Source organism: Verrucomicrobiota bacterium, from assembly GCA_038744685.1.
Lineage (GTDB): Bacteria > Verrucomicrobiota > Verrucomicrobiia > Opitutales > Puniceicoccaceae > Puniceicoccus.
The window spans coordinates 142328-162947 of record JBCDMB010000003.1 but is presented as its reverse complement, the minus strand read 5'-3'; the positions used below and the strand labels follow the sequence as shown (position 1 = coordinate 162947).

The 20620-nt window shown below is 52.9% G+C and carries 21 protein-coding genes and 1 tRNA gene; 15 read left to right on the top strand and 7 right to left on the bottom strand.

Annotation, left to right across the window (positions count from 1 at the left end; all coding sequences use genetic code 11):
- The first annotated feature begins 57 nt into the window (after positions 1-57).
- A complete protein-coding gene (locus tag AAGJ81_03140) occupies positions 58-339 on the top strand; it encodes a hypothetical protein (GenBank protein ID MEM0965134.1) in 282 nt (93 codons plus the stop codon).
- Between the two features lie 74 nt (positions 340-413).
- Here AAGJ81_03140 and AAGJ81_03135 read toward each other — a convergent pair whose 3' ends face one another.
- Positions 414-3533 carry an efflux RND transporter permease subunit gene (locus AAGJ81_03135; protein ID MEM0965133.1) on the bottom strand — a complete coding sequence of 1040 codons (3120 nt, stop codon included), beginning with the start codon at positions 3531-3533 and terminating at the stop codon, positions 414-416.
- Between the two features lie 7 nt (positions 3534-3540).
- On the bottom strand, positions 3541-4626 hold the full coding sequence (locus tag AAGJ81_03130) for an efflux RND transporter periplasmic adaptor subunit (GenBank protein MEM0965132.1): 1086 nt from the start codon (positions 4624-4626) through the stop codon (positions 3541-3543).
- Between the two features lie 69 nt (positions 4627-4695).
- Between AAGJ81_03130 and AAGJ81_03125 the strand changes: the two genes are divergently transcribed.
- A complete protein-coding gene (locus AAGJ81_03125) occupies positions 4696-5403 on the top strand; it encodes a TetR/AcrR family transcriptional regulator (GenBank protein MEM0965131.1) in 708 nt (235 codons plus the stop codon).
- Positions 5404-5553: 150 nt separating this feature from the next.
- Here the strand turns inward: AAGJ81_03125 and AAGJ81_03120 are convergent, their stop codons facing one another.
- From AAGJ81_03120 to AAGJ81_03110, 3 genes are all read right to left on the bottom strand, one after another.
- Positions 5554-6342, bottom strand: coding sequence for a class I SAM-dependent methyltransferase (locus AAGJ81_03120; protein MEM0965130.1), 789 nt, complete (start codon positions 6340-6342; stop codon positions 5554-5556).
- Between the two features lie 9 nt (positions 6343-6351).
- Positions 6352-7731 (bottom strand): polynucleotide adenylyltransferase, encoded by a 1380-nt coding sequence (locus tag AAGJ81_03115; GenBank protein MEM0965129.1) that lies wholly within the window; start codon positions 7729-7731, stop codon positions 6352-6354.
- A gap of 67 nt (positions 7732-7798) precedes the next feature.
- On the bottom strand, positions 7799-9355 hold the full coding sequence (locus AAGJ81_03110; GenBank protein MEM0965128.1) for an MFS transporter: 1557 nt from the start codon (positions 9353-9355) through the stop codon (positions 7799-7801).
- A 317-nt stretch (positions 9356-9672) separates the two neighbouring features.
- On the opposite strand from AAGJ81_03110, the gene AAGJ81_03105 reads away from it, so the two are divergent.
- The 3 genes from AAGJ81_03105 to AAGJ81_03095 all read left to right on the top strand — a co-directional run bounded on the left by AAGJ81_03105 (position 9673) and on the right by AAGJ81_03095 (position 12500).
- Positions 9673-10413, top strand: coding sequence for a class I SAM-dependent methyltransferase (locus AAGJ81_03105; GenBank protein MEM0965127.1), 741 nt, complete (start codon positions 9673-9675; stop codon positions 10411-10413).
- A 222-nt stretch (positions 10414-10635) separates the two neighbouring features.
- Positions 10636-11742 (top strand): chorismate synthase, encoded by a 1107-nt coding sequence (gene aroC, locus AAGJ81_03100; GenBank protein ID MEM0965126.1) that lies wholly within the window; start codon positions 10636-10638, stop codon positions 11740-11742.
- Between the two features lie 17 nt (positions 11743-11759).
- A complete protein-coding gene (locus tag AAGJ81_03095; protein MEM0965125.1) occupies positions 11760-12500 on the top strand; it encodes a hypothetical protein in 741 nt (246 codons plus the stop codon).
- Here AAGJ81_03095 and AAGJ81_03090 read toward each other — a convergent pair.
- Positions 12497-12883, bottom strand: a complete 387-nt coding sequence (locus tag AAGJ81_03090; GenBank protein MEM0965124.1) for a type II toxin-antitoxin system VapC family toxin — start codon at positions 12881-12883, stop codon at positions 12497-12499. The two genes, AAGJ81_03095 and AAGJ81_03090, sit on opposite strands and share 4 nt — an antisense overlap.
- A 311-nt stretch (positions 12884-13194) precedes the next feature.
- Between AAGJ81_03090 and AAGJ81_03085 the strand changes: the two genes are divergently transcribed.
- The 5 genes from AAGJ81_03085 to AAGJ81_03065 all read left to right on the top strand — a co-directional run bounded on the left by AAGJ81_03085 (position 13195) and on the right by AAGJ81_03065 (position 15541).
- A complete protein-coding gene (locus AAGJ81_03085) occupies positions 13195-13332 on the top strand; it encodes a hypothetical protein (GenBank protein ID MEM0965123.1) in 138 nt (45 codons plus the stop codon).
- A 116-nt stretch (positions 13333-13448) separates the two neighbouring features.
- Positions 13449-13535, top strand: a tRNA-Leu gene (locus tag AAGJ81_03080).
- A gap of 360 nt (positions 13536-13895) precedes the next feature.
- Complete coding sequence (locus AAGJ81_03075) at positions 13896-14150, top strand: GIY-YIG nuclease family protein (protein ID MEM0965122.1); 255 nt, start codon at positions 13896-13898, stop codon at positions 14148-14150.
- A 26-nt stretch (positions 14151-14176) separates the two neighbouring features.
- The gene (locus AAGJ81_03070) at positions 14177-14848 is read left to right on the top strand and encodes an ion transporter (protein ID MEM0965121.1); all 672 of its coding nucleotides are present in this window, start codon (positions 14177-14179) and stop codon (positions 14846-14848) included.
- 156 nt (positions 14849-15004) lie between these two features.
- On the top strand, positions 15005-15541 hold the full coding sequence (locus tag AAGJ81_03065; protein MEM0965120.1) for a hypothetical protein: 537 nt from the start codon (positions 15005-15007) through the stop codon (positions 15539-15541).
- Here AAGJ81_03065 and AAGJ81_03060 read toward each other — a convergent pair whose 3' ends face one another.
- The gene (locus AAGJ81_03060) at positions 15542-15754 is read right to left on the bottom strand and encodes a hypothetical protein (GenBank protein ID MEM0965119.1); all 213 of its coding nucleotides are present in this window, start codon (positions 15752-15754) and stop codon (positions 15542-15544) included.
- Positions 15755-16039: 285 nt separating this feature from the next.
- Between AAGJ81_03060 and AAGJ81_03055 the strand changes: the two genes are divergently transcribed.
- The 5 genes from AAGJ81_03055 (at position 16040) to AAGJ81_03035 (ending at position 20617) form a co-directional block, all read left to right on the top strand.
- On the top strand, positions 16040-16720 hold the full coding sequence (locus AAGJ81_03055) for a glutaredoxin domain-containing protein (protein ID MEM0965118.1): 681 nt from the start codon (positions 16040-16042) through the stop codon (positions 16718-16720).
- A gap of 528 nt (positions 16721-17248) precedes the next feature.
- Complete coding sequence (locus AAGJ81_03050) at positions 17249-17923, top strand: DUF4136 domain-containing protein (GenBank protein MEM0965117.1); 675 nt, start codon at positions 17249-17251, stop codon at positions 17921-17923.
- A 21-nt stretch (positions 17924-17944) separates the two neighbouring features.
- A complete protein-coding gene (locus AAGJ81_03045) occupies positions 17945-18415 on the top strand; it encodes a putative molybdenum carrier protein (GenBank protein MEM0965116.1) in 471 nt (156 codons plus the stop codon).
- Between the two features lie 255 nt (positions 18416-18670).
- Positions 18671-19870: a nucleoside monophosphate kinase gene (locus AAGJ81_03040; GenBank protein ID MEM0965115.1), complete on the top strand. Its 1200-nt coding sequence runs from the start codon at positions 18671-18673 to the stop codon at positions 19868-19870.
- 90 nt (positions 19871-19960) lie between these two features.
- The gene (locus tag AAGJ81_03035) at positions 19961-20617 is read left to right on the top strand and encodes a prepilin-type N-terminal cleavage/methylation domain-containing protein (GenBank protein ID MEM0965114.1); all 657 of its coding nucleotides are present in this window, start codon (positions 19961-19963) and stop codon (positions 20615-20617) included.
- Positions 20618-20620 lie beyond the last annotated feature (3 nt).

Here is a 20620-nt window from a genome sequence, read left to right as displayed (position 1 = left end):
AAGACCCAGTTGATTTTTTGGTAGCGCGGATTGGTTCAATCCGCAGATGGGGGTTGAATGGCAGAACTATTGTTTTATCAGCGGAGTTTGTTTCTAGAAAGACTTTTGAGCCGCCAATCCGCTGTTTTTGCCAAAGAGTCGCTGGAGGGTCCGCGTCTCGCGGATCGTTTGATTCTTCGAACAGCCCTGAATTGTGGACGCCGAGACGGCGGCCCTCCATGGTTGAGGATGGGCGTGCGTTTTGGGTATGATCCCCGTGCCGTTGGGGCCCAACGGCGCTATCTTGGGTTTCGACTCAACCGTAGACGAATCGTGATAGCGATTCCTTGGGGGAGATAGTGGCGGGCTAAAAGAAGGGTTATTTGGATTGGCGGCCCGGTCCGGGCGGAGCCGGACCCTCCCCATACCATACCCTACGCAGTATTCTCCGAGGCCTTCTCGCACCCCAAGAACCAACGATACAGAGCTGGTGTGAGGGTGAAGGCGATGAAGGTGGCGCCGCCAACTCCCCCTACTAGAATGATTGCAAGCGGTGGCCAGAAGTCGCCTCCGATGATAAGGAGGAGAGGGATGAAGCTTCCAATCGTAGTAAAGGTGGTCGAGATGAGGTGGCGTCCACAGTCGAGGGTTTCTTTAACGATTTCATTGATCCCCATTTTGCCTTCCTTGGCTCTCGCGGTGATCGCCGCCAAGACAACAATGTTGTCGTTAAAGGCGAGTCCGACGAGCCCCATCGAACCGATGATCGTGTTGAAGCTGATCGGAAAGCCCATGAGCCAGGTGGCTAGGAGTCCGTAACCGATCGCTAGAGGAGCGGCGATGACCAGAATGATCGCATGGCGGACGCTGCGGAACGTCAGGATCAAAGTGGCGATCAGAGTGACTCCGATGACGGGGAGGAACTTGGCCAGGTTGCCGACCGCGTCTCCCTGATTCTCGGACTCACCCCCTAGCTCGAGCTGATAGCCGGGTGGGAGAGTGAAATCAGAGTCCTCGAGTGCCCCAACAACGTCGTTGGTGATGTCGATAGGCAGGGCTCCGGTCTCTGCAAATCCGAGGATGCTGTTCACCCGCTCATTGTTGCGGCGATCAATGCCGGCGGGTGCCGGACGGAGAGAAACACTACCGAGAGCTCTCGCCGGGATCCATTCACCTGCTGAGGCTTGAGGACTTGTGAAGATGAACTCGGATGCTGCAGAAACGCTATCCCGCGCCCGAATTGGTCGAACGATTCGAATGGGGATATCCTCGATTTCTTCGATCACAGTGCCGACAGTCAAACCGCTGAGCTGCGCGTCGAGCTGTTGCGCGGCTTGCAATGGAGAAAGACCGGTCAACGCCATCTCCTCCTCGTTGAGATCGAGCCAGATCTTTGGCTGCCCGCTCGGCATAGTAGCCTGTGTGTGGAGAATACCCGGATGCTCAGCCAAGAGCAGGCGGATCTCCTCGCCAAGTTCACGCAGGGTTTTGATGTCGGGTCCGGACAGACGGAACTCTACGTCCGAATCCGCAGGCGGGCCTTGGGCGAACTTTCGGGCGACCATCTGAATCTCGGGAAGCTCTTTGTCGGCCCAACTCTGAAGCTGGCGAACCATCCGGTCGCTTGCTTCTGGACTCGCGGTCCAGATCGTTCCGTGAGCGTAGTGAGAGGAACCGTCTTCCCCCATGATCAGGTTGTAATACACCGTCGGAAAGCTGGAACCGACCAGCCATCCACTCCGCCTCAGTTCCGCGTCGTTGGAGAGGTAGTCATCGATCTTTTCGACGAATCGTTTGGTTTCATTCAGTGACGTTCCTTGGGGAAGCCACAGATCCACCTCAAACATATCCCGGTCGGTCCGCGGGAAAAACTGGCTACCAAGAGTTCCGGCGAGATAGAAACCGAGGATAGGGATAACGAGATTGAGCCCGACAGCGAGTAGCGGACGACGAACGAGCACCTTGAGGAACCAGGAGGCAGCCTGGGTCAGTCGGTCGCTTCCGATCCCGCTTCGTAGCCATTCAATTCCGCTCTTTCTTTTGACCGGCCCAGATCGTCCAGAGGCTGCGAGACAGGCAATGATGGTAAGCGAAAGAAAAAACGAGGAGCTAACCGCTACGATGACGCTGATCGCGATCGAACCGACAAAATCCCCAGCTCCGCCGGCCAAAAGGGCAATTGGCATGAACGCGAGGACGGTGGTGAGCGTTGAGGAGAGAAGAGGGAAAGTGAGATGGCGAACAGCACCGGAAGCCGCTTGGATTGGCGACAGGCCCTCCCTCTTTCGTTTCCGAACTTCATCCGTGACGACGATCGCGTTGTCGATCAAGAGCCCGAGAGCGATGATCATGCCGAAGATCGACATCTGGTGGATCTTCCCGCCGTTGAGGTTGAGAATGAAGAAGGTGAGGGCGGCAGTCAGCGGAAGCGCGAATCCAACGATCACTGCGGATCGCCAGCCCATTGTGAGCAGGATGACGATCACGATCACTCCCGCACCCAAGAGTAGGTTCTCTCCGAGCGATTGGAGGCGCTCTTCGATGTAGTCGTTTTGGAGAAAGATGGTTTCGATCTTGAGGCCCCCGCCGATCTCGCTGCGAAAATCCTCCAGAACGCTTTCGGCCCTCTCGGTCCATTCTCCGACGAGACGGTCAGAGCGGATACGGGCTGCGAGTAAGACCGTGCGTTCGCCGTCGACGAGGGCAACTTCGGTCGGCGGATCCCTCTCGTTTCGGGTGATGGTGGCAATATCGGAAAGGCGAACGGTTTGGCCTTCCGGTGTCTGAACGACCGGGATTTCCGAGATGCGTTCCACCGAGTCAAGCTCACCCGTCACTTCGATGCTTAGGTCGATCTCACTCGTCGATAGGGTTCCTGCTGGCACTTTGCTGTCACTGGTCTGCAGCGCGTTTGCCACCGATTCGTAGGTGAGGCCGAGGTTGGCGAGTGCGATTGGATCCACTTCTACGGTGATCTCCTCTTCGGCAGCCCCAAAGAGACGAACCAACTCGGTGCCGAATACGCCGCGCAGGCGATTGGCTAACTCATTTGCGGTTCGGGTGAGGACCCGTAGATTGGGATCACCTTCTGGCCATCCCAGAGAGACGATCATGGTAAAGGCAACTGCGTTTCGTTTGTCGTCAAAGAACGGAGTGCCGACGCCGGGGGGAAACCGTGAAGCGACATCGCCAAGCCGATCACGGATTTCCGAGAAGATCCGCTTGTTCTCCGGTTCGTTGATCGTGTCCAAAAGCTCAATCACTACGACCGAAACACCGTCACTGGAGGATGATTCGATAAACTTGATCCCTCGGATTTCCTGAAGCGCCTGCTCGATCGGCTCGCTGACGAGGGCTTCGACGCGGTCGGCACTGGCGCCCGGGAACTGGGTGAGGATTTGAGGGTTCCGATTGTTGATGACCGGATCCTCCAAACGAGGCATTGATTGCAAGGCGGTGTAGCCGCCAACGAGGATGACGACGATCGAGAGGACGAGCAGGTGCCGGTTCTTGTAAAGAAGTCGGACTACCGGATGCGGCGCTTCCTCACTCATTTCACGATCACTCGTTTAGCTTGATCGCAACTTGTTGACCTGGCACCAGCCGGTGGAGTCCAGAGACGATGTATTGGTCGCCGTCTTGGAGAGGTCCTTGGATATAGGCACGGTCTGTCTCGAAAAAGAGGATTTCAATCGGTCGACGGGAAACCTTGGTTGCTGAAGTCTCGTCCTCTTCCAGCACGAAGAGAGCCCACATCCCTCGAACGTTCTCTGAAAGGGCTTTTCTCGGCACCCAGAATCCGGATAGATCCTCGGACTCTTTCAGGATGACTTCGATGGGATCTCCAGGAAGCAGCGTTTCCGAACTCTCGATATCGACAATTAGGTCGACCGTCCGGGTGCGGTTATCGCGCTTGGAGGCAACGCGTGCCACCCGTGCGATTTCACCGAGGGATCTGCCCGAAGAATCGACAATCTCAAGGGGATCTCCCGGCTGATAAGTTCTGGCGGTGACCGGGCTAACTCCGATTTTCGCTTCCAGATGGCCGTCCTCCATCACCTGAAGTACCGGTTGGGCGGGACCTACACTGGCCCCACTGTCTAAGTAACGTTGCGCTACCGTTCCATCGTAAGGTGCGATGAGCGTTGACTTTTCCAGATCTACTTGGAGTGCGTCCACCTCCGCACTAAGGCGGTCGATGGAGGCGAGAGCAGTCTCGCGGGCCTGCCGGGCCTCGTCGAGTTCCTGAACGGACGCAGCGTCGCGCTCGACGAGTCGAGTCAGCCGATCCAGGGTGATTCCAGAGAGTTTGGCGCCTGCCTCCGCCTCCTTCACAGCCGCTTGGGCTGCCTGAATGCGGGCCTCCAAACGAGTGGAGTCGAGGAGGGCCAGCTCCTGTCCGGCGGTCATTCGTTCGCCTTCGTCGACGAGTATCTCGTCCACCGTGCCGGATAGCTCGAAGGAGAGTTCGCTGGTTTGGCGCGGCTCGACCAGTCCGAAGTAGCTGACTGGCTTTTCCGCCGAAGACTGTTTTTGGGCCGTTTCGACTTCAACCAGAAGGACTCTCGGAGATTCTTCCTCTGGTGCCGGAGCGCATCCGGCCAGAAGGGCTACCAAAGAGAGCGAGCCTGCGAACATGACTTTCATTTAAAATTTAACTTTGAGTTATTTTCTGAACACTTGTCAAATATGAGTTTTTAATTTAGTGCTAATCCCGTGGAGACGTTGTCGCGAAAGCAGAGAGAATGGCAGGAACGGACCGATTTGATTCTGAACCATGCGGACCGTCTGCTCGCGCAGGGCGGCTACCATGGCCTGAACTTGGATGAGCTGGCAGAGGCTATCGAGTATTCGAAGGCGACGATCTACAATCACTTCCAGAATAAAGAAGACATTCTCTTGGCGGTTGCGGTTTCCCACTACCATCGCAGGGCGGATTATTTCGCTCTGGCTGCGGACTACTCGGGTCTGTCCCGGGAGTGTATGTGTGCGGTAGGGGTTGCCGATGAGGTTCTCGCCGAAGAGTTGCCTCATGGCTTTGAGGTCATGCAGCTCGCCGGAGCGCACTCGATCTGGGATAAAGCAAGTGAGGAGCAGAGGAATGGCTTCCACGAGGCGTCAGCGCGATGCATGGAATCGATGAGTGTGATCATGCAGCTTGCCCATGATCAGGGTCACTTTGCTGAAAGCTCACCGGATGAACTGAATATTTTGCTGGGACTGATCAGTATTTCGAAGGGGTCTCACCTTTTGGGAGGGGGACTTCCACTTTTTGAAGGGATGGAGGGAGCCGACCTGATCGGGATTCGCTACGACAATTACGACCGATTCTTGGACGGAGTCGGGTGGACACCACTGAGTAGTGAATACGACTACAAGGAGTCGAGGAAAACGATTCGGAAGAAGCTGTTTGGAGGAAAGTAGAGGTATCGAGAGAACGGTTTTCTGGAGGGACGGCGGCCTCGCCGTCCGGGTTCCATCCTGCCCCTAGAGCCGGACATCGCCGTTCGACAGGCTCAGGCCGGGAGGGCCGATGTCCCTCCATGAAATAGTCTTCTTCAGATCCTTTGTATTTTAGATTCTCTTGCGCTTAAGCAAGAAGATCATCTCTGGCGATTCTGCGGTTAAGGCTTCTTTGCTAAATCCTCCAAAATTTTCTACCACCTCGAGTCCAGCGAGTCGGAAGAGTGCCATCAGATGGGGATAGGTATAAAAACTCATTTGAATCTGATCGATCTCTTCATTGACGACCTTCTCATCCTCATAAGTGCGGAAAATGAATGAGCCAGTGAAACTCATGCCGATTTTATCGACGCTGTCTTTGCGAAAGAATCGTTTCACAACCCGTCCATCGTGATTCCACTCAAAATCAAGAAACTCTTCTCCAACTCCCGAGAAGATTTTATCAAATTTCGGATTAAAGACGTCGAAAGCCAGAAGACCATCATCGGAGAGCGACTCTTTTGCTGAGACCAGAGCATTCACCTGGTCGTCGATGGTATACATGTGCTGCATCGCACGGAATGGCACGGTGACCAGCGGGAACCTACCCAAGCCTCGAAACGTTCGGATATCGTCTTGGACCCAATCTACTTTGGAACGGACTTCATCCTCTTCGTCGGCCAATTTATCTTTCAAAATCGTCAGCATAGGTTCCGAAACATCGAGCCCGGTGATCCTGATCCCAGCTCGAGCAATAGGAAGTAGGATACGCCCGGTGCCGCATCCCAGTTCGAGAACCGGTCCTCCTATTTCTTTGGCCAACTCCAAGTAAAATGGCGCGTCCACCAAGTTGGGCTTAGCAGCGTAAGCTTGATCGTAGTATTTGGAGGTAATCCCGTATTCCTGACTCTGTGGTTTCATGCTCATTGGCTAACTAGAGACCTTTTCCTTCGCTCGCTTTAATCCCTCCTCGCGATCTGTGAACACACCATCCAACTGTTCTTCAAACAGCTCATTGAGAAGCGCCCCCATAGTGGGGCCGGGTGGAACTCCTATTTCCATCAAATCGCGACCTTGAAGAATCGGTTTCGGCCGGCTCGCTTCGACTTGCAGCTCGCGGGCTTTGGCGAGAAGCCAAGGACCCTCCTCGAAATCACCTGGTGGAAGGGGAGGGCGACCCGCTGAGTCAGCACGACATACGCGTAGAAGTCTGTCCAGGCGTCCCGCTTTTTCGGCTAGACGGCGTACCGCGCTCGCACCGGATTGATGTTCAAAAAGTTGTCGGGGTCGCATGTGGGTGGCCACGAGCGGTTCGACTGCCTCGGGCCAGAACCTTTCACGTGTCAGGCGTGTCAGAAAGGATCGTGTTGGTTCAATACCTGCCTTCTCATGCCCGGGAGAGCGGATACCGCCGGATGGGTCGGTCTCGGTAGTAAGAACTTTTCCTAAATCGTGACAGAGCACCGCGAGCCCAACGAAGAGGTCTTCCGTTTCATCGCCGATTCGTTCAGTGGCGAACGCATCGAGACAGAAACAGGTGTGCCGCCAGACCGATCCTTCGGGATGCCAGCGCGGATCCTGCGGACAATCGACGGTTGCTTCCAGCTCAGGGTAAAAGCGAAGCCATCCGATAGTTTCTAAAAAGAAGAGACCGAGGGAGGGGCGGACGCCCTGAAGGATCAACTTTTTCCATTCGCCGAAGATCCGTTCTTCAGCGAGGTGGGTTTGGACGAGGCTGGCACAGATTGAAATTGTATCCGGTGATGGGGTGAGCTCGAAACGGGCGATGAACTGCATGGCGCGGAGAACGCGGAGAGCGTCCTCCCCAAATTGCTCTGACACAGGACGAAGAACACGATTTTTTAGATCAGTTTCTCCGTCGTAGGGATCGAGAATGTCGTTCGTCAGTGGATTCCACGCAATGGAGTTGACCGTGAAGTCACGGCGGCGTGCTGCGGCTGGATAGTCGATGGTGGGATCTGCCTCGAAACCAAAATCGGTGTGGGCTTCTCCGGTTTTCCATTCCTTGCGAGGAACCGCCAGATCGATAGGAAGATCTTTGATTTTGAAAACAGGAAAGGAGCGGCCCACGGGGATGAGATGAAACGACTCTCCCAGATGGGTGCGGATTTGATCCGGGGTGAGTCCGAAAACCTCAAGGTCGAATTCCTTTGGTGATTGGCCAAGAAGTAGATCGCGGACCGCGCCTCCCACCACGTAGAGATGACCTCCAACTTCCTTCGTCTTTTGAGCGAGTAGTTGGATACAGTCCGCAGAGGGTTTTGGGATTTCTGTGAGGGTGAGGGCCACTGACGCTCTCCACTGCGCGGCATCCTTACCGGCTGTGCAACGTCGTTTTTCGGCGAGCTTCGAGTTTTTAAGAAGAGTTCAACGGTTGCACGACCTGTCCCTCTTGATCTTCCTCTGGTTTCTCCGATGGCCTGCTTCGCAGGGTGATTCCTGTGAGTGCACCGAGTAGGCTGACCCCCCCAAGAAGAAAAAGGCCGGCGCTAACTCCTGTTGAAAAAGATCTTGAAAGAATGGCTACCGCTTCCTTTCTCGCGGGATCTGGCAGATCCTTGGTCTCGTTTTCCCACGAACCGTGAGACACGAGAAACTCATCCATTTGCTGGAGGGTAGGAAAGTTTGAGTGATTGGAGGGGTATCTCTTTTCGAGGTCTCTACTGGCAACTTCATGAAGAACGATCGTGACGATCGCGATTCCAAGAGCTGTTCCCAGCCACCGAAACATCAACGAAGTGCCCGTTGAAACGCCCACAAGATCAGACGGAAGATGTGCATGGGCGATTGTCAGCGAGCCATTGTTTGCACCCACAAATCCAAGTCCAAGCGCGAAGAAAGGTATGGTCAGGAGGATTCTGCTGAAGTCTGTCTGCCAGATTGCCAGAATGATCAAGGCGGTGCCCAAAATCACAAGTCCTCCCGAGAGCACATTGGTCCATCCGATTCGGGCTCCTAGCGGCGCAGATAGGATTCCTCCTATGAGAAACGAGAAGGCATAGGGTGTGAGAGAGATACCAATGGATAAGGGCGATAGCTCTTCAACCCGATGCAAATAGAGACTGGTGAGAAAAAGCCATCCCAGTGCGACAAAATAGGAGAAGAACCCGATCATGCTCGCTGGAAAATAGCTTTTGATCCGAAAGATGCGAAGCTGCAGGAGAGCATGATCCGTCTTGATCTCCCTGATAAGAAAAAGGGGTAGACCCAGGAGAAAACCTACGATCAACAAAAGGGTTATTGGATCTCCCCAGCCCCAATCGGGACCTTGGCTGAGAGCAATGGTTAAACACAGGATCGTGGCCGATAGGAGAAGGAGTCCCGTCAAATCAAGGCGAACTCTTCGTGTAGGAGGATCTTTTTCAAGGGTGAGCGCGGTCAACAGAATCCAGAGTGCACAATAAGGTAGATTGATCCAAAAAACCGCCCTCCAGTCGAAGAGATCCACGACTGCTCCTGCGATGAGTGGACCGACGCCCATCCCGAGACCCGAGGAAGCCATAATATAGGAGAAGACTCGGGCGCGTGCCTGTCCTTCATAGCGGGAACTCGCAAAGGCAAGACTGCTCGACATCATAAAAGCACCAGCGATCCCCTGGAGAAGTCTTGCGGATATCGCGAAGAGACTGGTTGGGGCTACTGCGATCAGCGCTGAACCTATTCCGAAGAGGAGTAGGCCGAGAAGATTCGCCTTTCGAATCCCCCAAGAGTCAGAAATTTTCCCTGCCGTGATAAAGAATGTGGCTACCCCAATTCCATATCCTGAGAGAAACCACTGGGTCGTAGCAAGGGACGCATCGAGGGAAGCAGCCATAGGGCCGATGACGACTCCGATGGCAAGTGAGTCCGCTCCAATAATAAACGCTCCACCGCAGATCCCGATGATCCGGAAAGCGTTTTTAGTGCGACCCATTGTATTAGGCATGGGATTCTCGGGAGCAACGTTTTGCAACGTGATTCTACACCTAGGGTAGGAAGGGATGCAATTAGATCCACGGGGTATTATAGAAAAAACGCCACTCCACCGGGGCGGACTGAAGTCCTCGCTCCTAAAGACTACAACAATGGAGCGCGGACTTCAGTCCGCATCAGTGCGATCAGCCCGATACCTAGCACTTTTAATTGAACCCGTAGGCAGTGTTGGCGCCATGCTTCGCAATCTAAAATCTCTTCCTTCTTGATTCATGGGGGTCATCCGGGTCTGTTTACTTTCATGAGTCGGGTTCCCGTATGAAGTCCTCGGACATTCGTAAGTTCTACAATCAGGACGACGTCGTCGATCATTATGCACGAGCGACTTCGCACGTGGGATTGTGGATCTCGGAAGAAAAAATCTTCCAAAGAGTCTTTCGTCCTGAACAGCATATTCTCGAATTGGGATGTGGGACGGGGCGTATTGCTATCGGACTCTACGAGCTTGGCTACCGCGATGTATTTGCGACGGATTATGCGAGAAAAATGGTCGCTCGGGCACGCAGTGCAGCTGAAATCCTTGAGTATGACGTCAAGTTTGCGGTTCAGGATGCGACTGAGCTCACGTTTGGAGACAAGGTTTTTGATGGGGCGATTTTTGGCTTTAACGGGCTCATGCAAATCCCGAAACGGGAGATGCGGAAAAAGGCGATGAAGGAGATCTTCCGCGTCCTGCGCCCCGGTTCTTGGTTTGTCTTCACCAGTCATGATCGCAACGCGTCGGAGCATCCGAAATACTGGAAGGCAGAGACGAGACGCTGGCGCGAAGGCAAACAGGATCCGGATCTCATCGATTTCGGAGACCGGATCGGGGCGACTCCTTGGGGAGACCTCTACATCCACGTCCCCGAGCCAAATCTGATCCGAGCCGATCTGAAAGAGGCTGGTTTCCGCATCGAGGTGGATGTCCTGCGTTCACAAATTGCCGATGAACCGCCCGGTGTGAAAGAGTTCTCCGATGAGTGCCGATTTTGGGTGGTGCAGCGACCGGAGGAGTAGAGAGTATATCGAGCCATGGAGCGGCGACTTCAGTCGCCGAAGGGTTTGTTTGAGAATTGTTTGAGCTGTAATTGATCTCATTGGACGGCGGCTAAAGCCGCCGTTCCCACAAGTGCGAATGAAGGCAACAGGGCAGTCGTCGCTCCAAAAAAATCGTTTTCTACATCTCTCCTTCCATAACTTACCGGTTGTCTGAAAGCCGGAACTGGATCACAAAAAGGAATGAGTAGTATTTTCGGCACACTGTTCCGGATTTCGTCCTGGGGAGAAAGCCATGGGAAGGGAATTGGTGTGGTTGTGGATGGTTGTCCGCCGCTCTTACCCATCAGCGAGGAAGAGATTCAAGCCGCTCTGGATCGAAGACGTCCGGGGCAAAGCACGATCACCACTCCTCGGAAGGAAAAGGACGCGGTCCAGATTTTGTCGGGCGTCTTCGAAGGCAAGACCACGGGCACACCGATCGCGATGGCAGTCTTCAACGAGGACCAGCGGTCGTCCGACTACACGGAGATGAAGGAGAAGTTTCGCCCGTCTCATGCTGACTTTACCTATCAGGAAAAGTACGGGATCCGTGACTACGCGGGCGGCGGACGCTCTTCGGCTCGGGAGACGATCGCCCGTGTCGCGGCTGGAGCAATCGCTGAGAAGATTTTGCTGGTTGGGTCAGGAGTCGAGGTGCGGGCTTTTATCCGTTCCATTCATGGAATTGAAGCACCCGATGATCTGTCGTTCCCCACTTTGGAGGAAGTGGAGGCGACCCCGGTGCGGTGCCCTGATTTGCCAACCGCAGAGCGAATGATCGAGCGGATTAAGGAAGTTCGGGATCAGGGCGACTCGGTTGGTGGCGTTGTAGAATGCCGGGTAAAGGGCTTGCCTGTTGGCTGGGGCGACCCGGTTTTTGACCGTCTCGAAGCAGATCTTGCGAAAGCAATGTTATCCCTCCCGGCGACGAAAGGATTTGAGGTAGGTTCCGGATTTGCAGGCACGTTGCTCAAAGGTTCCGAGCACAATGATCCTTTTGAGATGAGGGAGGGGAAAGTGCGCACATCCGCTAATCGGTCTGGTGGGGTCCAAGGCGGTATTTCCAATGGGGAAGAGCTCGTGTTCCGCATTGCATTCAAGCCCACGGCGACGGTGCGGAAGAACCAAAAGACTGTTTCGAAGGACGGGGAGGATGCGGAGTTGGCAGCCAAAGGGCGCCACGATCCCTGTGTGGTGCCCCGGGCAATCCCGATCGTCGAGGCGATGACCTCACTTGTTCTTGTGGATCACGCGATGCGCCACAACGCTCAGACCGGAACGTTTTCCTTCCCGGACCTTGGACAGTAGTCTGTCTCCCTAGACTCGTGAACGAGCCTTTGCATTGGTTGACCCTGTTGCTATCCGGTCCGAATCCGAGCCGTTGGCCGGTGATCCGTGCGGCTTTGTCCTTGGGTCTTCAAAAAGACGAACTATTGACTGTTTTGGTTGCGCCATCGGAGGAGTCCGAGGCACGTTCCGAGCTTGCTGATCAGCGATTTCGAATAGTGCTATGGACGATGGAGGATGGGAAAATTCGTTTTTCCGAAGCTCTTGTCGAAGGCGAAGCGAATCTCTTGCTCTACAGTGGTAATCCGTTTCCCGACGAGCTGATCGAGGCCATCGCAAAAGAATCGCAATCCGGCGTTTTCGAGATCAGCCGGGTCATCACGCAGGTCCACTGTGGCTGGTGTAAAGAAAGTCGCGAGGCCAAAGCTTGGTTCGACGCCTGTATCCATTTTTCGGATCTGGTACTTCTCGATAACCGAGGAGACGTGGAGGACGCGTGGGTCAGGGATTTTCAGGAGCATTATCGGAAGGAGCACTATCCCTGTTATTTTGATCTGGTGAAGAAAGGAGTGCCCAAGCATCCCGAATGGATCTTCGACAGCCAGCCGCGTCGGCTCTCGCTGATCTTTGATCCCGATGATCTCTCGGGAATGGACTTGGCGGGTTATGAAATTGAAGGTGATGAGCCGGAGGAAGAGGAGGAGCTCACGGGCGACCCCTACCTGCGCCGCAACGCGGCGGGCGAGCGCGAACGCAAAGTCCGACCGCTGCCAAGCTAATACTCCTGAGTGATAAGGTCAGGGACCCTTCGCGAGTCGCTTCCTTTGCGAGTCAAGAGCGGCAGTTTTAGGGTTATCGCGTGACAGGCAATCCAGAGATCGTTCGAACTGATTAGCCGACCCTCGGTTTTCAAATGGCGATAGATGTGGCGGTAAGCCAATGCGACATTCATGCTTAAATGAGGAAAATCCAAACGGTCGCGAGCGAAGGCGATGTAAGGATCTTCTTCGCTTTGGAAACCCGCCATAAACTCTCCCCAGGCAATGGGAGAAATGGACAGGCGCTCGTCCGGGTGCGCCTCCAAGAAGGCAATCGTTTGACCGTGCGTCCCTGCCTTTGCCTCCCGCTGATAATCAATCAGGAAGCAGGTATCGATCATCATGCCCATTTGTCCTTCGGCGGAGTATCTTCGTTCTGGGCAGCTTCCCAATCGTCTAAGACCGCATCGGAAACGATCGGGGTCTTTTGAAAACTGTCCAGCCAGGACCTAGCGATTGGAGTGGTCGAGTCCCAGTGACCTCTACGAATGACTTGGGAAAAGGACTCGCCTGGATGACGCCGTGCTCTTCTTAGGATTAGGTAAGCATCTTCAGAAATAGAGACATTTTTTGAACCCATACCCATGTATGTATAGGTCTTAGGAATTAAGTCAATGAAATCTTCGATCGTGCTCCATCCTAAAAGCGGTGACTCATGACTGTCGTATTTGTTGGCGAAGGCGGTTCAGTCGGGTCGATTCTAACTGATGGAAAAGGAGCGGCGACTTCAGTCGCCGAAAGCGAGATGCCTCGGAACTCCCATTCGGCAGCTGAAGCAGCCGCTCCCACTTAGCCCTTGATTCTATCCTAACCTGACATCGACTAGAATCTCACCCGGTTCAGCCTCCCATCGGATTCCATTCTTGACGGCCGGTCTCCAACGGGAAATCCTTTTCGATTCCTTCGCACGCTGGGGTGGCGGAATTGGTAGACGCGCATGATTCAGGTTCATGTGTCCTTACGGATGTGCGGGTTCAAGTCCCGCCCTCAGCACCAGCCTTCGCTCAAGCGCAGCGCAGGGCGAAGGCTGTCACGCCGAAGTCTCGAAGAGCGCAGGCGGACTTTTACGTTTCGGCAGAAGTGCTTGAGTCTACGGCTTGGCAAGCCAGCAACGTCGGAAATTGTGGCTATTGGGAAAGAGAACCATGACCGAGCAGCCGATTTCGTTTGATGCGTTGATCTCTTCGCTCAAGCGCAGCGCAGGGCGAAGGCTGTCACGTCCTCCTACGCTCTAAGAGCTTCGGCGGGATAAACCGAAGTCTCGAAGAGCGTAGGCGGACTGAGAGTCCCCGTGTTCAAGCCGCTTGAGACTACGGCTTGGCAAGCCGGCTCATTTCGTTTCTCGTTCGTTTAGTTATGTCGGATAGCGAATACACTTACGTCTATATTTTGGTTTCAAAAATCGATCCAGCGCGGCTTTACGTCTGGATTACAGCGGATTTTAATACCCGATTGAAGAAGCACAATCAAGGTGGCGTCCCGCACACCTCTAGATTCAGGCCATGGACTGATGAAACGGTTCTTCGGTTTCGGTCGAAAGAGAAAGCAATAGCTTTCGAGAAATACCTTAAATCAGGATCCGGGCGTGAGTTTTCCCGAAGGAGGTTTTGAACGATTTTTATCTAGCCTTTGAGAAGATGAAAGACAAAGGAAACGCCGCCTACCAACTAACGTTACTTGCTTTAAGCATCTATGTTCTGGTCGTCCTTTTTCTCGATGCGTTCGTCGTCTCCAACCCGCAGATTAGATCGGTTTTCCAGTATATCGATCTAGCTGTCTGCCTAGTATTTCTCGCAGACTTTTTCGTAAATTTATTTTCCGCTAGAAACAAACTAGGCTACCTGAAGTGGGGATGGATAGACCTCCTATCGTCGATTCCTTTGGTAGATCCTCTTCGCTGGGGCAGGATCTCTCGGATCGTTAGGATTTTGAGGTTTCTCAGGTCGATTAAGTCAACAAAGGTTCTACTGAATCAGTTGCAGAAGAGTAGATATCAGAGCGTTACCTTTGCCGTGATTCTCATAACGTTCGTGACCTACACAGTGTGCAGCGCACTGATTCTCGAGTTCGAGTCTAGAGCGGATGGAGCGATCCAATCAGCAAAAAATGCGCTATGGTTGAGTTTCCTGAATATCATGAATGCTAAAGTAGCGATCACCCAAGCTCAGACCACTGGTGGAATGATAATTACAGTACTTCTAAACAAGACCGGCCTACTGCTGTTTGCCTACTTCAACGCCATGATTTTTGCGTGGCTTATCGGACGAAGAATCAATCAAAGGGATAGTGGCGTTCTTGGCGGGGTTTGAATCAACGTATTGGGATTGAAAAGAGACCTTCTTTTGTATCCGAGAGATCACTCGGGAACTGAAAGAACATCAAGGTTCGGAGGTGAATTTCGTGAAACCAGTTTCGCTCGCGTACAGTGAGATCAGCTAATAGCATCTGGTCACTCTAGATCTAAAATGAAAGTCAATTTTCTTGCTATTGCTTACTTGCTAACATTCTCGACTGGAACGTGCTTCGCTACTTGGAAAGAAGAATTCAGGGCACCGGAACCAGGAACCTACCTTCTCATCATTCAGCCTGACACCAACAAACCGTGGGGAGTCTTTGCACCATCTGTGATTCAAGTGATGGTAAGCAAGGAGGATGATAATCTCTGGATTGAGTTGGCTTACTTTGATGGGAAACGGGAAAAGGTTGCCATTGAACTATTGAGCGAGAGTTTCTTTTTTTCCGAAACCCGCAGAGTTGAGTATACGTTATACGACAAGCACGTGTCTTCTCTCGTTTCAAATGTCTACTCAGCCTCGAAAGTTCTCTACCACACTGGTGGTATGAAGTTCTATTCGGGCATCGTTTCCAAGTTGGTGACCCCTAGGCGTATGGATGCTGACGACGCAGTGCCTTTCGGTTTAAGCGAGACAGATCCCGACGTTGAGTCTGCACGGTTCATGCTCTTGGAATGGCCCTCTACGGGGGAAGTAGAGAACGAATAATCATCCGATCCGCTCGATGACGTCGTCGAGGCTGTAGAGGTCTTCCTCTTCTTCCATTCCTTTCATAGCCCTTTCTAGCGAGAATTCGGTAAATTTGCTCAGTTCCTTTTTCTCTTCCCGAGACTTGAGGAGCTCGGCGAATTCAAGAACTTCTGCCTGTCTAACGGGGGTCAAATCCCCAACCGTGGCAGCGATCTTATCTGCTGTGCTCATGAAAGGAGCGTCTTTCAGAGCAGCGGTTCTTGCAAGCCGATCTTTGGAGTCTGAGCAGCGCGAAACACGTCTGATTCATTCAACTCTGGATCAAATACCGGTTCTTTGTCGAATGTGGGGTTTCGTTCAAGCCGCTTGAGACTACCGCTTGGCAAGTTAGCTGTTGTCGTGAGCTTTCGATTTCCGCACAAGCAACCACCCATACGAAAAATGTTCCGCCCAGGCGGAGCTCCAAGCGAATGTTTTTTTACACTAAAGCATCGAACAGAGACTTCGAATACTGCAATGGATAGACTCGTGCTTGCGTTGGTTCGTTTTGAAACCCATAAAGTGGGGGTACATGAGCGGCTTCTACTCACCCATTTTGAGATTCCACCCATGAAACTGTTTATTGTACTTATTTTACTGGCTGGAGCGGCTGCTTACTTCTACCTGAATAAAGATGACGAGTCTGATGTCGTCGTTTCTTTGCCGACACTTAGTGTATTTGAGTTGGAGGATAACAGCGGCAGGCGTTTGTCGTGCAAACTATTGGACAGGAGTAGTGACTCCGTTGTTGTTCAGAGAAATGCGGATCAGGCCGTCTTTGAGATTGCTTTTGAAACCCTGAATGTGGATTCGGTTCAAAAAATACAGGAGTCTAAGATTGATCTGACGTCCGAGGAAAAGACGCTACTGGACTCCTTCTATTTTGATGAAGCGAAGGGCACCTTGCCAGTCGCCATGGTTGGCGCAAAGTGGTGCGGTTACTGCACGAAGGCGAAAGACTACTTTCAGGCGGAGGATATCAATTACAGATACTACGACTTGGACGTTTCTATGACGGCAAAGGAGCTCATGAAGGAGTGGGGGACTAGGAGCGTTCCTGCGATCAAAATAGGTGACCGAATCATAAAGGGGTTTCCCCGCGATGACGGCATCCGTGACATTATGGTCGAGGAGTATAAGAAACAGAGGCAGTTGTAGTGTAAGTTTTCGGGTTGGCGCTCCCGAAGCCACTCGACTGATCGACCAAAGTCGGAAACCGTAGTTTCCCGGTTAGGTTTCTTTGAACAAAACTTTAGGGCACTTCGATTAACCTCTTTTGGACGTGACGAGAGCAATTTTAGTTCTGAGCAAGGCGACGGCTTCGCTTGGTGGGCTAGAAGCCCGTCTGCGAAGCCGCAACGCGGCTCAAACCCAAAAGTGCCTCGGCCTTTAGGGGTTGCGGCAGCACCGGTTCCGGGCAGCGTTAGCGGAGAGTCCCGAGGGCCTCTGGCCCGCAAACCTCTCCGCAGCCTCACCCGGATTCCGGCGGTGCCGCAATCACGAGTCAAAGGAGGTTGATCGAAGTGCCCTTTAAATGCTTTCCGGAATCACCAACTGCTCGACTGCCCGAATATCAATCTTCATTGCTCAAACGTTGTATACTGAAAAAGGAGACAGTCCCCGTGACATTGATGCTTACTTGCACACACTAGCGAAGCGGATGGTCATATGTTCCGGGAAAATATAATGAAGAATCACCTATGCATCGTAGCTGCGATGGTCTCGCTTGCTTTGCTGTCTGGTTGTTCGACAGTCAAAGTCAAGTCCTCAACGGCGAGGTTCCACACACTCCCGCCGGAAGGGAGTGGGCAGACGTTTCTTTTCGACCCGACCCAGTCCCAAAGAGGCAGTCTGGAGTATGAGGCCTATGCCGAACTCATTGAAGAAAAGTTGATACAATATGGTTGGGTTCCTGGCACTGACCCCGAGGATGCCGACTATCTGGTCGTGTTCCTCTATTCAATCGACGGAGGAGAAACGGTTTCAGGCTCCAGACCGATTTACGGTCAAATCGGCGGTGGAATATCCGTAACAAGCGGTTCGGTTCGCGGACCCGGAGGTAGGTCGAGTTTTACCGGAACGACCTACACCCCATCTACTTTTGGGCAGGTAGGCTCCGCTCCTTACACAAAAGAGGTTTATGGCCGATCTTTTGACCTATCGATTCTCGACAACCAGAGATCAACGCCGGAAGAGACGGTGATCGTTTACGAAGGGAGAGTCACGAGTCGCGGCTCAGCGGGCCAACTTGCGGCCGTTATACCAACAATGATTGAGGCACTTTTTCTGGATTTCCCAGGGGTATCCGGTGATGCAGGCGAGGTTGCACTCCCATCGAAAAATGAGCCGGACCAGTCTTGAGGATGGTTCAGGTTTGGAGCGATGATTTCCGAAATTCGCTCAGGTGGGCAAACGGGTGCGGATCGGGCGGCGTTTGACGCGGCGATCGCAGTTGGGATTCGAATCGGTGGTTGGGTTCCAGCCGGCCGATGGGCAGAGGATGGTGTCATCAGTGATTCGTACCCAAACTTGAAGGAAACAGGATCGTCAGATGTGTCCGTTCGAACACAAAGGAATGTAGAAGACTCAGATGGTACCCTTGTGGTCACGATGGGTCGGATAGGAGGGGGAACCCAACAGACTATTGAATTCGCTCAATCGTTTGAGAAACCCTTTCTCCATCTTGGCCCAAGTGATCCTGATGAGGTGAATTTGCTCCTCACTTGGGTGAGAGAGAACAAGATCCAAATCCTCAATGTAGCAGGTCCTCGTGCGAGTGAGGAGGAGGAGATCTACTCTCGGGTGTTCGGGATTGTTTTTGCACTTCTGATGAAGCAGAGGGAAGAAACGTAACACCTAAACGGCTCGTCTTCGGATCTACGAGGGTGTCATGCTGTTGGGTTACCAATCGAAACCTGAGGATTTCGTTGGCGGTCAGGATCTACCGGGATGGACAAGGGTCGCTTTTCAACTGAATCTGCCCATTCGACGATTCTCTCCCTCCACGAATCGATAGAGGTTTCAAAGTGATTGGCCAATTCTTTTCGGTATCTGGGACTCTTCCTTCCGCATTGCATGCAGTCTTACTTTCCTCCTAGCGTGTTCCCAATGAGTTCTCCGCAGGTTGAAGCAAAGGTAGAGGTCCAAGACCTCGAGGTGAAGGATCCGCATATCATTTTCGAACGGGTCTGGTCACGTTTGTCGGAGGAATTCGGCGAACAGAACCTTCACTTCCCTAAAGAGATTTTCTGGCTGAATGGATCTCCAGGAGCTGGAAAAGGAACCAATACGCGCTTTATCATGAGAATGCGCGACCTCACAGCATCGCCGATTACGGTCAGTGAATTGTTGAAAAGCCCGGAAGCCAAAAAAAGGATGGACGCGGGTTTGCTGGTAGGTGATCGGGAGGTGACCGAGCTTGTTTTTCGTCGGCTGCTCGATCCGGATTATGAACACGGTGCGATTGTCGATGGCTTTCCTCGCACGAATGTTCAGGTGGAGTGTTTGAAACAGCTCTACGCGAAACTGAACGAGCTGCATCAGAAGTATCACGACGGAAGCAAGAGCTTATTTCCAAAGTGTCGGTTTCACATTATCGTCTTGTTTATCGATGAAGAGGAGAGTGTCCGCCGGCAGCTCAACCGTGGGCGACAGATGATTGCCTACAACGAGAAAGTGCAGGAGTCGGGTGTTGGCGAAATTCGCGAAGTTCGTAGGACCGACTTGAGCGAGGAAGCGGCCCGTGGAAGATACCGCACTTTTAAGGAAATCACCTACCACGCTCTGCGAGAACTGGGTGTGATCTTCTTGTACCACTACATTGATGCGCAGGGAACTCTAGGTGAGGTCCAGGACAGGATCGTCGAAGAACTGCAGTACCAAAGCTCTCTCGAGCTCGATGAGAATACCTATCATCGGATGGCTCGCATACCGATTGCGTCGAAACTCGTAGTGCATGCCCGCCAGGAACTTGTAAATCGCCTCGATTCGTACGAAGAGGACCACCCGGAGTTGTTTGCTCGGGTCGTCGAAGATATCCAGGAATCATTTCTCCCGATTATCAGTCGCCATGCCATTCCGGGGATGGCATTGATTAACTCGGAAAGTGACCTTTACGGCAACGATCTGGCGCTTGCGATGCTCATCGACGTGTTCTCCGAGAGAGGGTTTCATGCAGTAGTGGATATCCGCAAGGAGGCGACTCCGGAAACTGTGGATCTGAAAACGGGTGTGATTCGATTTCGTAAAAAGAGGGTTTATCGCTTCCGAATTGTCTTTGGAGGCGCGGATATCCGGAAAAGTCGATAAGGAACGTTCCAGATTAACGAAATGAGAGATCGGGATTTCCGCTTGTCAGGTTGCGGGGCTAAGCCTACCTTCGAGATTACCCAACCTCCTATGAAAGCTCCTCCCCAACAAACCCGTTCTGCTTTTACGCTCATTGAACTGCTAGTCGTGATAGCGGTGATCTCGGTTTTTGTCGGCGTATTTGCGACTGCACTCCGGCCGGGTAGTCCGACAGTCGCTGTCGAAGGTGCGCAGTCTCAGATCGCTTCTTTACTGACCCAAGCCCGTGGGGTGGCAATTTTGAGAAACTCAAACGTTCGGTTGATAGTCCATAACGATATATCAAACCCTGATCGCTACCTTCGGTTCTTTGGAATCGTCTACGGACCCTTTGAATACGACGATAACAACGACGGGACTCCGGATCGGACCGAATGGGAGCCCGCTACAGACGGAATCACCCTTCCGTCGTCTGTCTATGCTTACATTGATGACCCTGCAAACATGGACACTTCCCCTTTTTCGATTCCTTACATCTCGAACGAGAACGAAAGGTATGCATTCATCCAGTTCAACAGCAACGGAACGGTTCGTCAGGTGGGCAATGCTTCTCCGATTTTAGCGGTTAGCTATGGAGAGCCTGAGGTTAGTTCCTCTGGGGATTTAACGGGCGTGTTTAGAAACGATGAGACACGGCGGGGGGCAATTGTCCGGCAGTACGGCTCATTCGTTCTTCTCAATGAGCCAGCTGCATTCCCTAACAATTAGAAA

Coding starts and splice junctions, on each gene's coding strand:
- AAGJ81_03140 (MEM0965134.1), top strand. CDS start 58: ATGGCAGAACTATTGTTTTATCAGCGGAGTTTGTTTCTAGAAAGACTT.
- AAGJ81_03135 (MEM0965133.1), bottom strand. CDS start 3,533: ATGAGTGAGGAAGCGCCGCATCCGGTAGTCCGACTTCTTTACAAGAAC.
- AAGJ81_03130 (MEM0965132.1), bottom strand. CDS start 4,626: ATGAAAGTCATGTTCGCAGGCTCGCTCTCTTTGGTAGCCCTTCTGGCC.
- AAGJ81_03120 (MEM0965130.1), bottom strand. CDS start 6,342: ATGAAACCACAGAGTCAGGAATACGGGATTACCTCCAAATACTACGAT.
- AAGJ81_03110 (MEM0965128.1), bottom strand. CDS start 9,355: ATGGGTCGCACTAAAAACGCTTTCCGGATCATCGGGATCTGCGGTGGA.
- AAGJ81_03105 (MEM0965127.1), top strand. CDS start 9,673: ATGAAGTCCTCGGACATTCGTAAGTTCTACAATCAGGACGACGTCGTC.
- aroC (MEM0965126.1), top strand. CDS start 10,636: ATGAGTAGTATTTTCGGCACACTGTTCCGGATTTCGTCCTGGGGAGAA.
- AAGJ81_03090 (MEM0965124.1), bottom strand. CDS start 12,883: ATGATGATCGATACCTGCTTCCTGATTGATTATCAGCGGGAGGCAAAG.
- AAGJ81_03085 (MEM0965123.1), top strand. CDS start 13,195: ATGACTGTCGTATTTGTTGGCGAAGGCGGTTCAGTCGGGTCGATTCTA.
- AAGJ81_03075 (MEM0965122.1), top strand. CDS start 13,896: ATGTCGGATAGCGAATACACTTACGTCTATATTTTGGTTTCAAAAATC.
- AAGJ81_03070 (MEM0965121.1), top strand. CDS start 14,177: ATGAAAGACAAAGGAAACGCCGCCTACCAACTAACGTTACTTGCTTTA.
- AAGJ81_03065 (MEM0965120.1), top strand. CDS start 15,005: ATGAAAGTCAATTTTCTTGCTATTGCTTACTTGCTAACATTCTCGACT.
- AAGJ81_03060 (MEM0965119.1), bottom strand. CDS start 15,754: ATGAGCACAGCAGATAAGATCGCTGCCACGGTTGGGGATTTGACCCCC.
- AAGJ81_03055 (MEM0965118.1), top strand. CDS start 16,040: ATGGATAGACTCGTGCTTGCGTTGGTTCGTTTTGAAACCCATAAAGTG.
- AAGJ81_03050 (MEM0965117.1), top strand. CDS start 17,249: ATGAAGAATCACCTATGCATCGTAGCTGCGATGGTCTCGCTTGCTTTG.
- AAGJ81_03045 (MEM0965116.1), top strand. CDS start 17,945: ATGATTTCCGAAATTCGCTCAGGTGGGCAAACGGGTGCGGATCGGGCG.
- AAGJ81_03040 (MEM0965115.1), top strand. CDS start 18,671: ATGAGTTCTCCGCAGGTTGAAGCAAAGGTAGAGGTCCAAGACCTCGAG.
- AAGJ81_03035 (MEM0965114.1), top strand. CDS start 19,961: ATGAAAGCTCCTCCCCAACAAACCCGTTCTGCTTTTACGCTCATTGAA.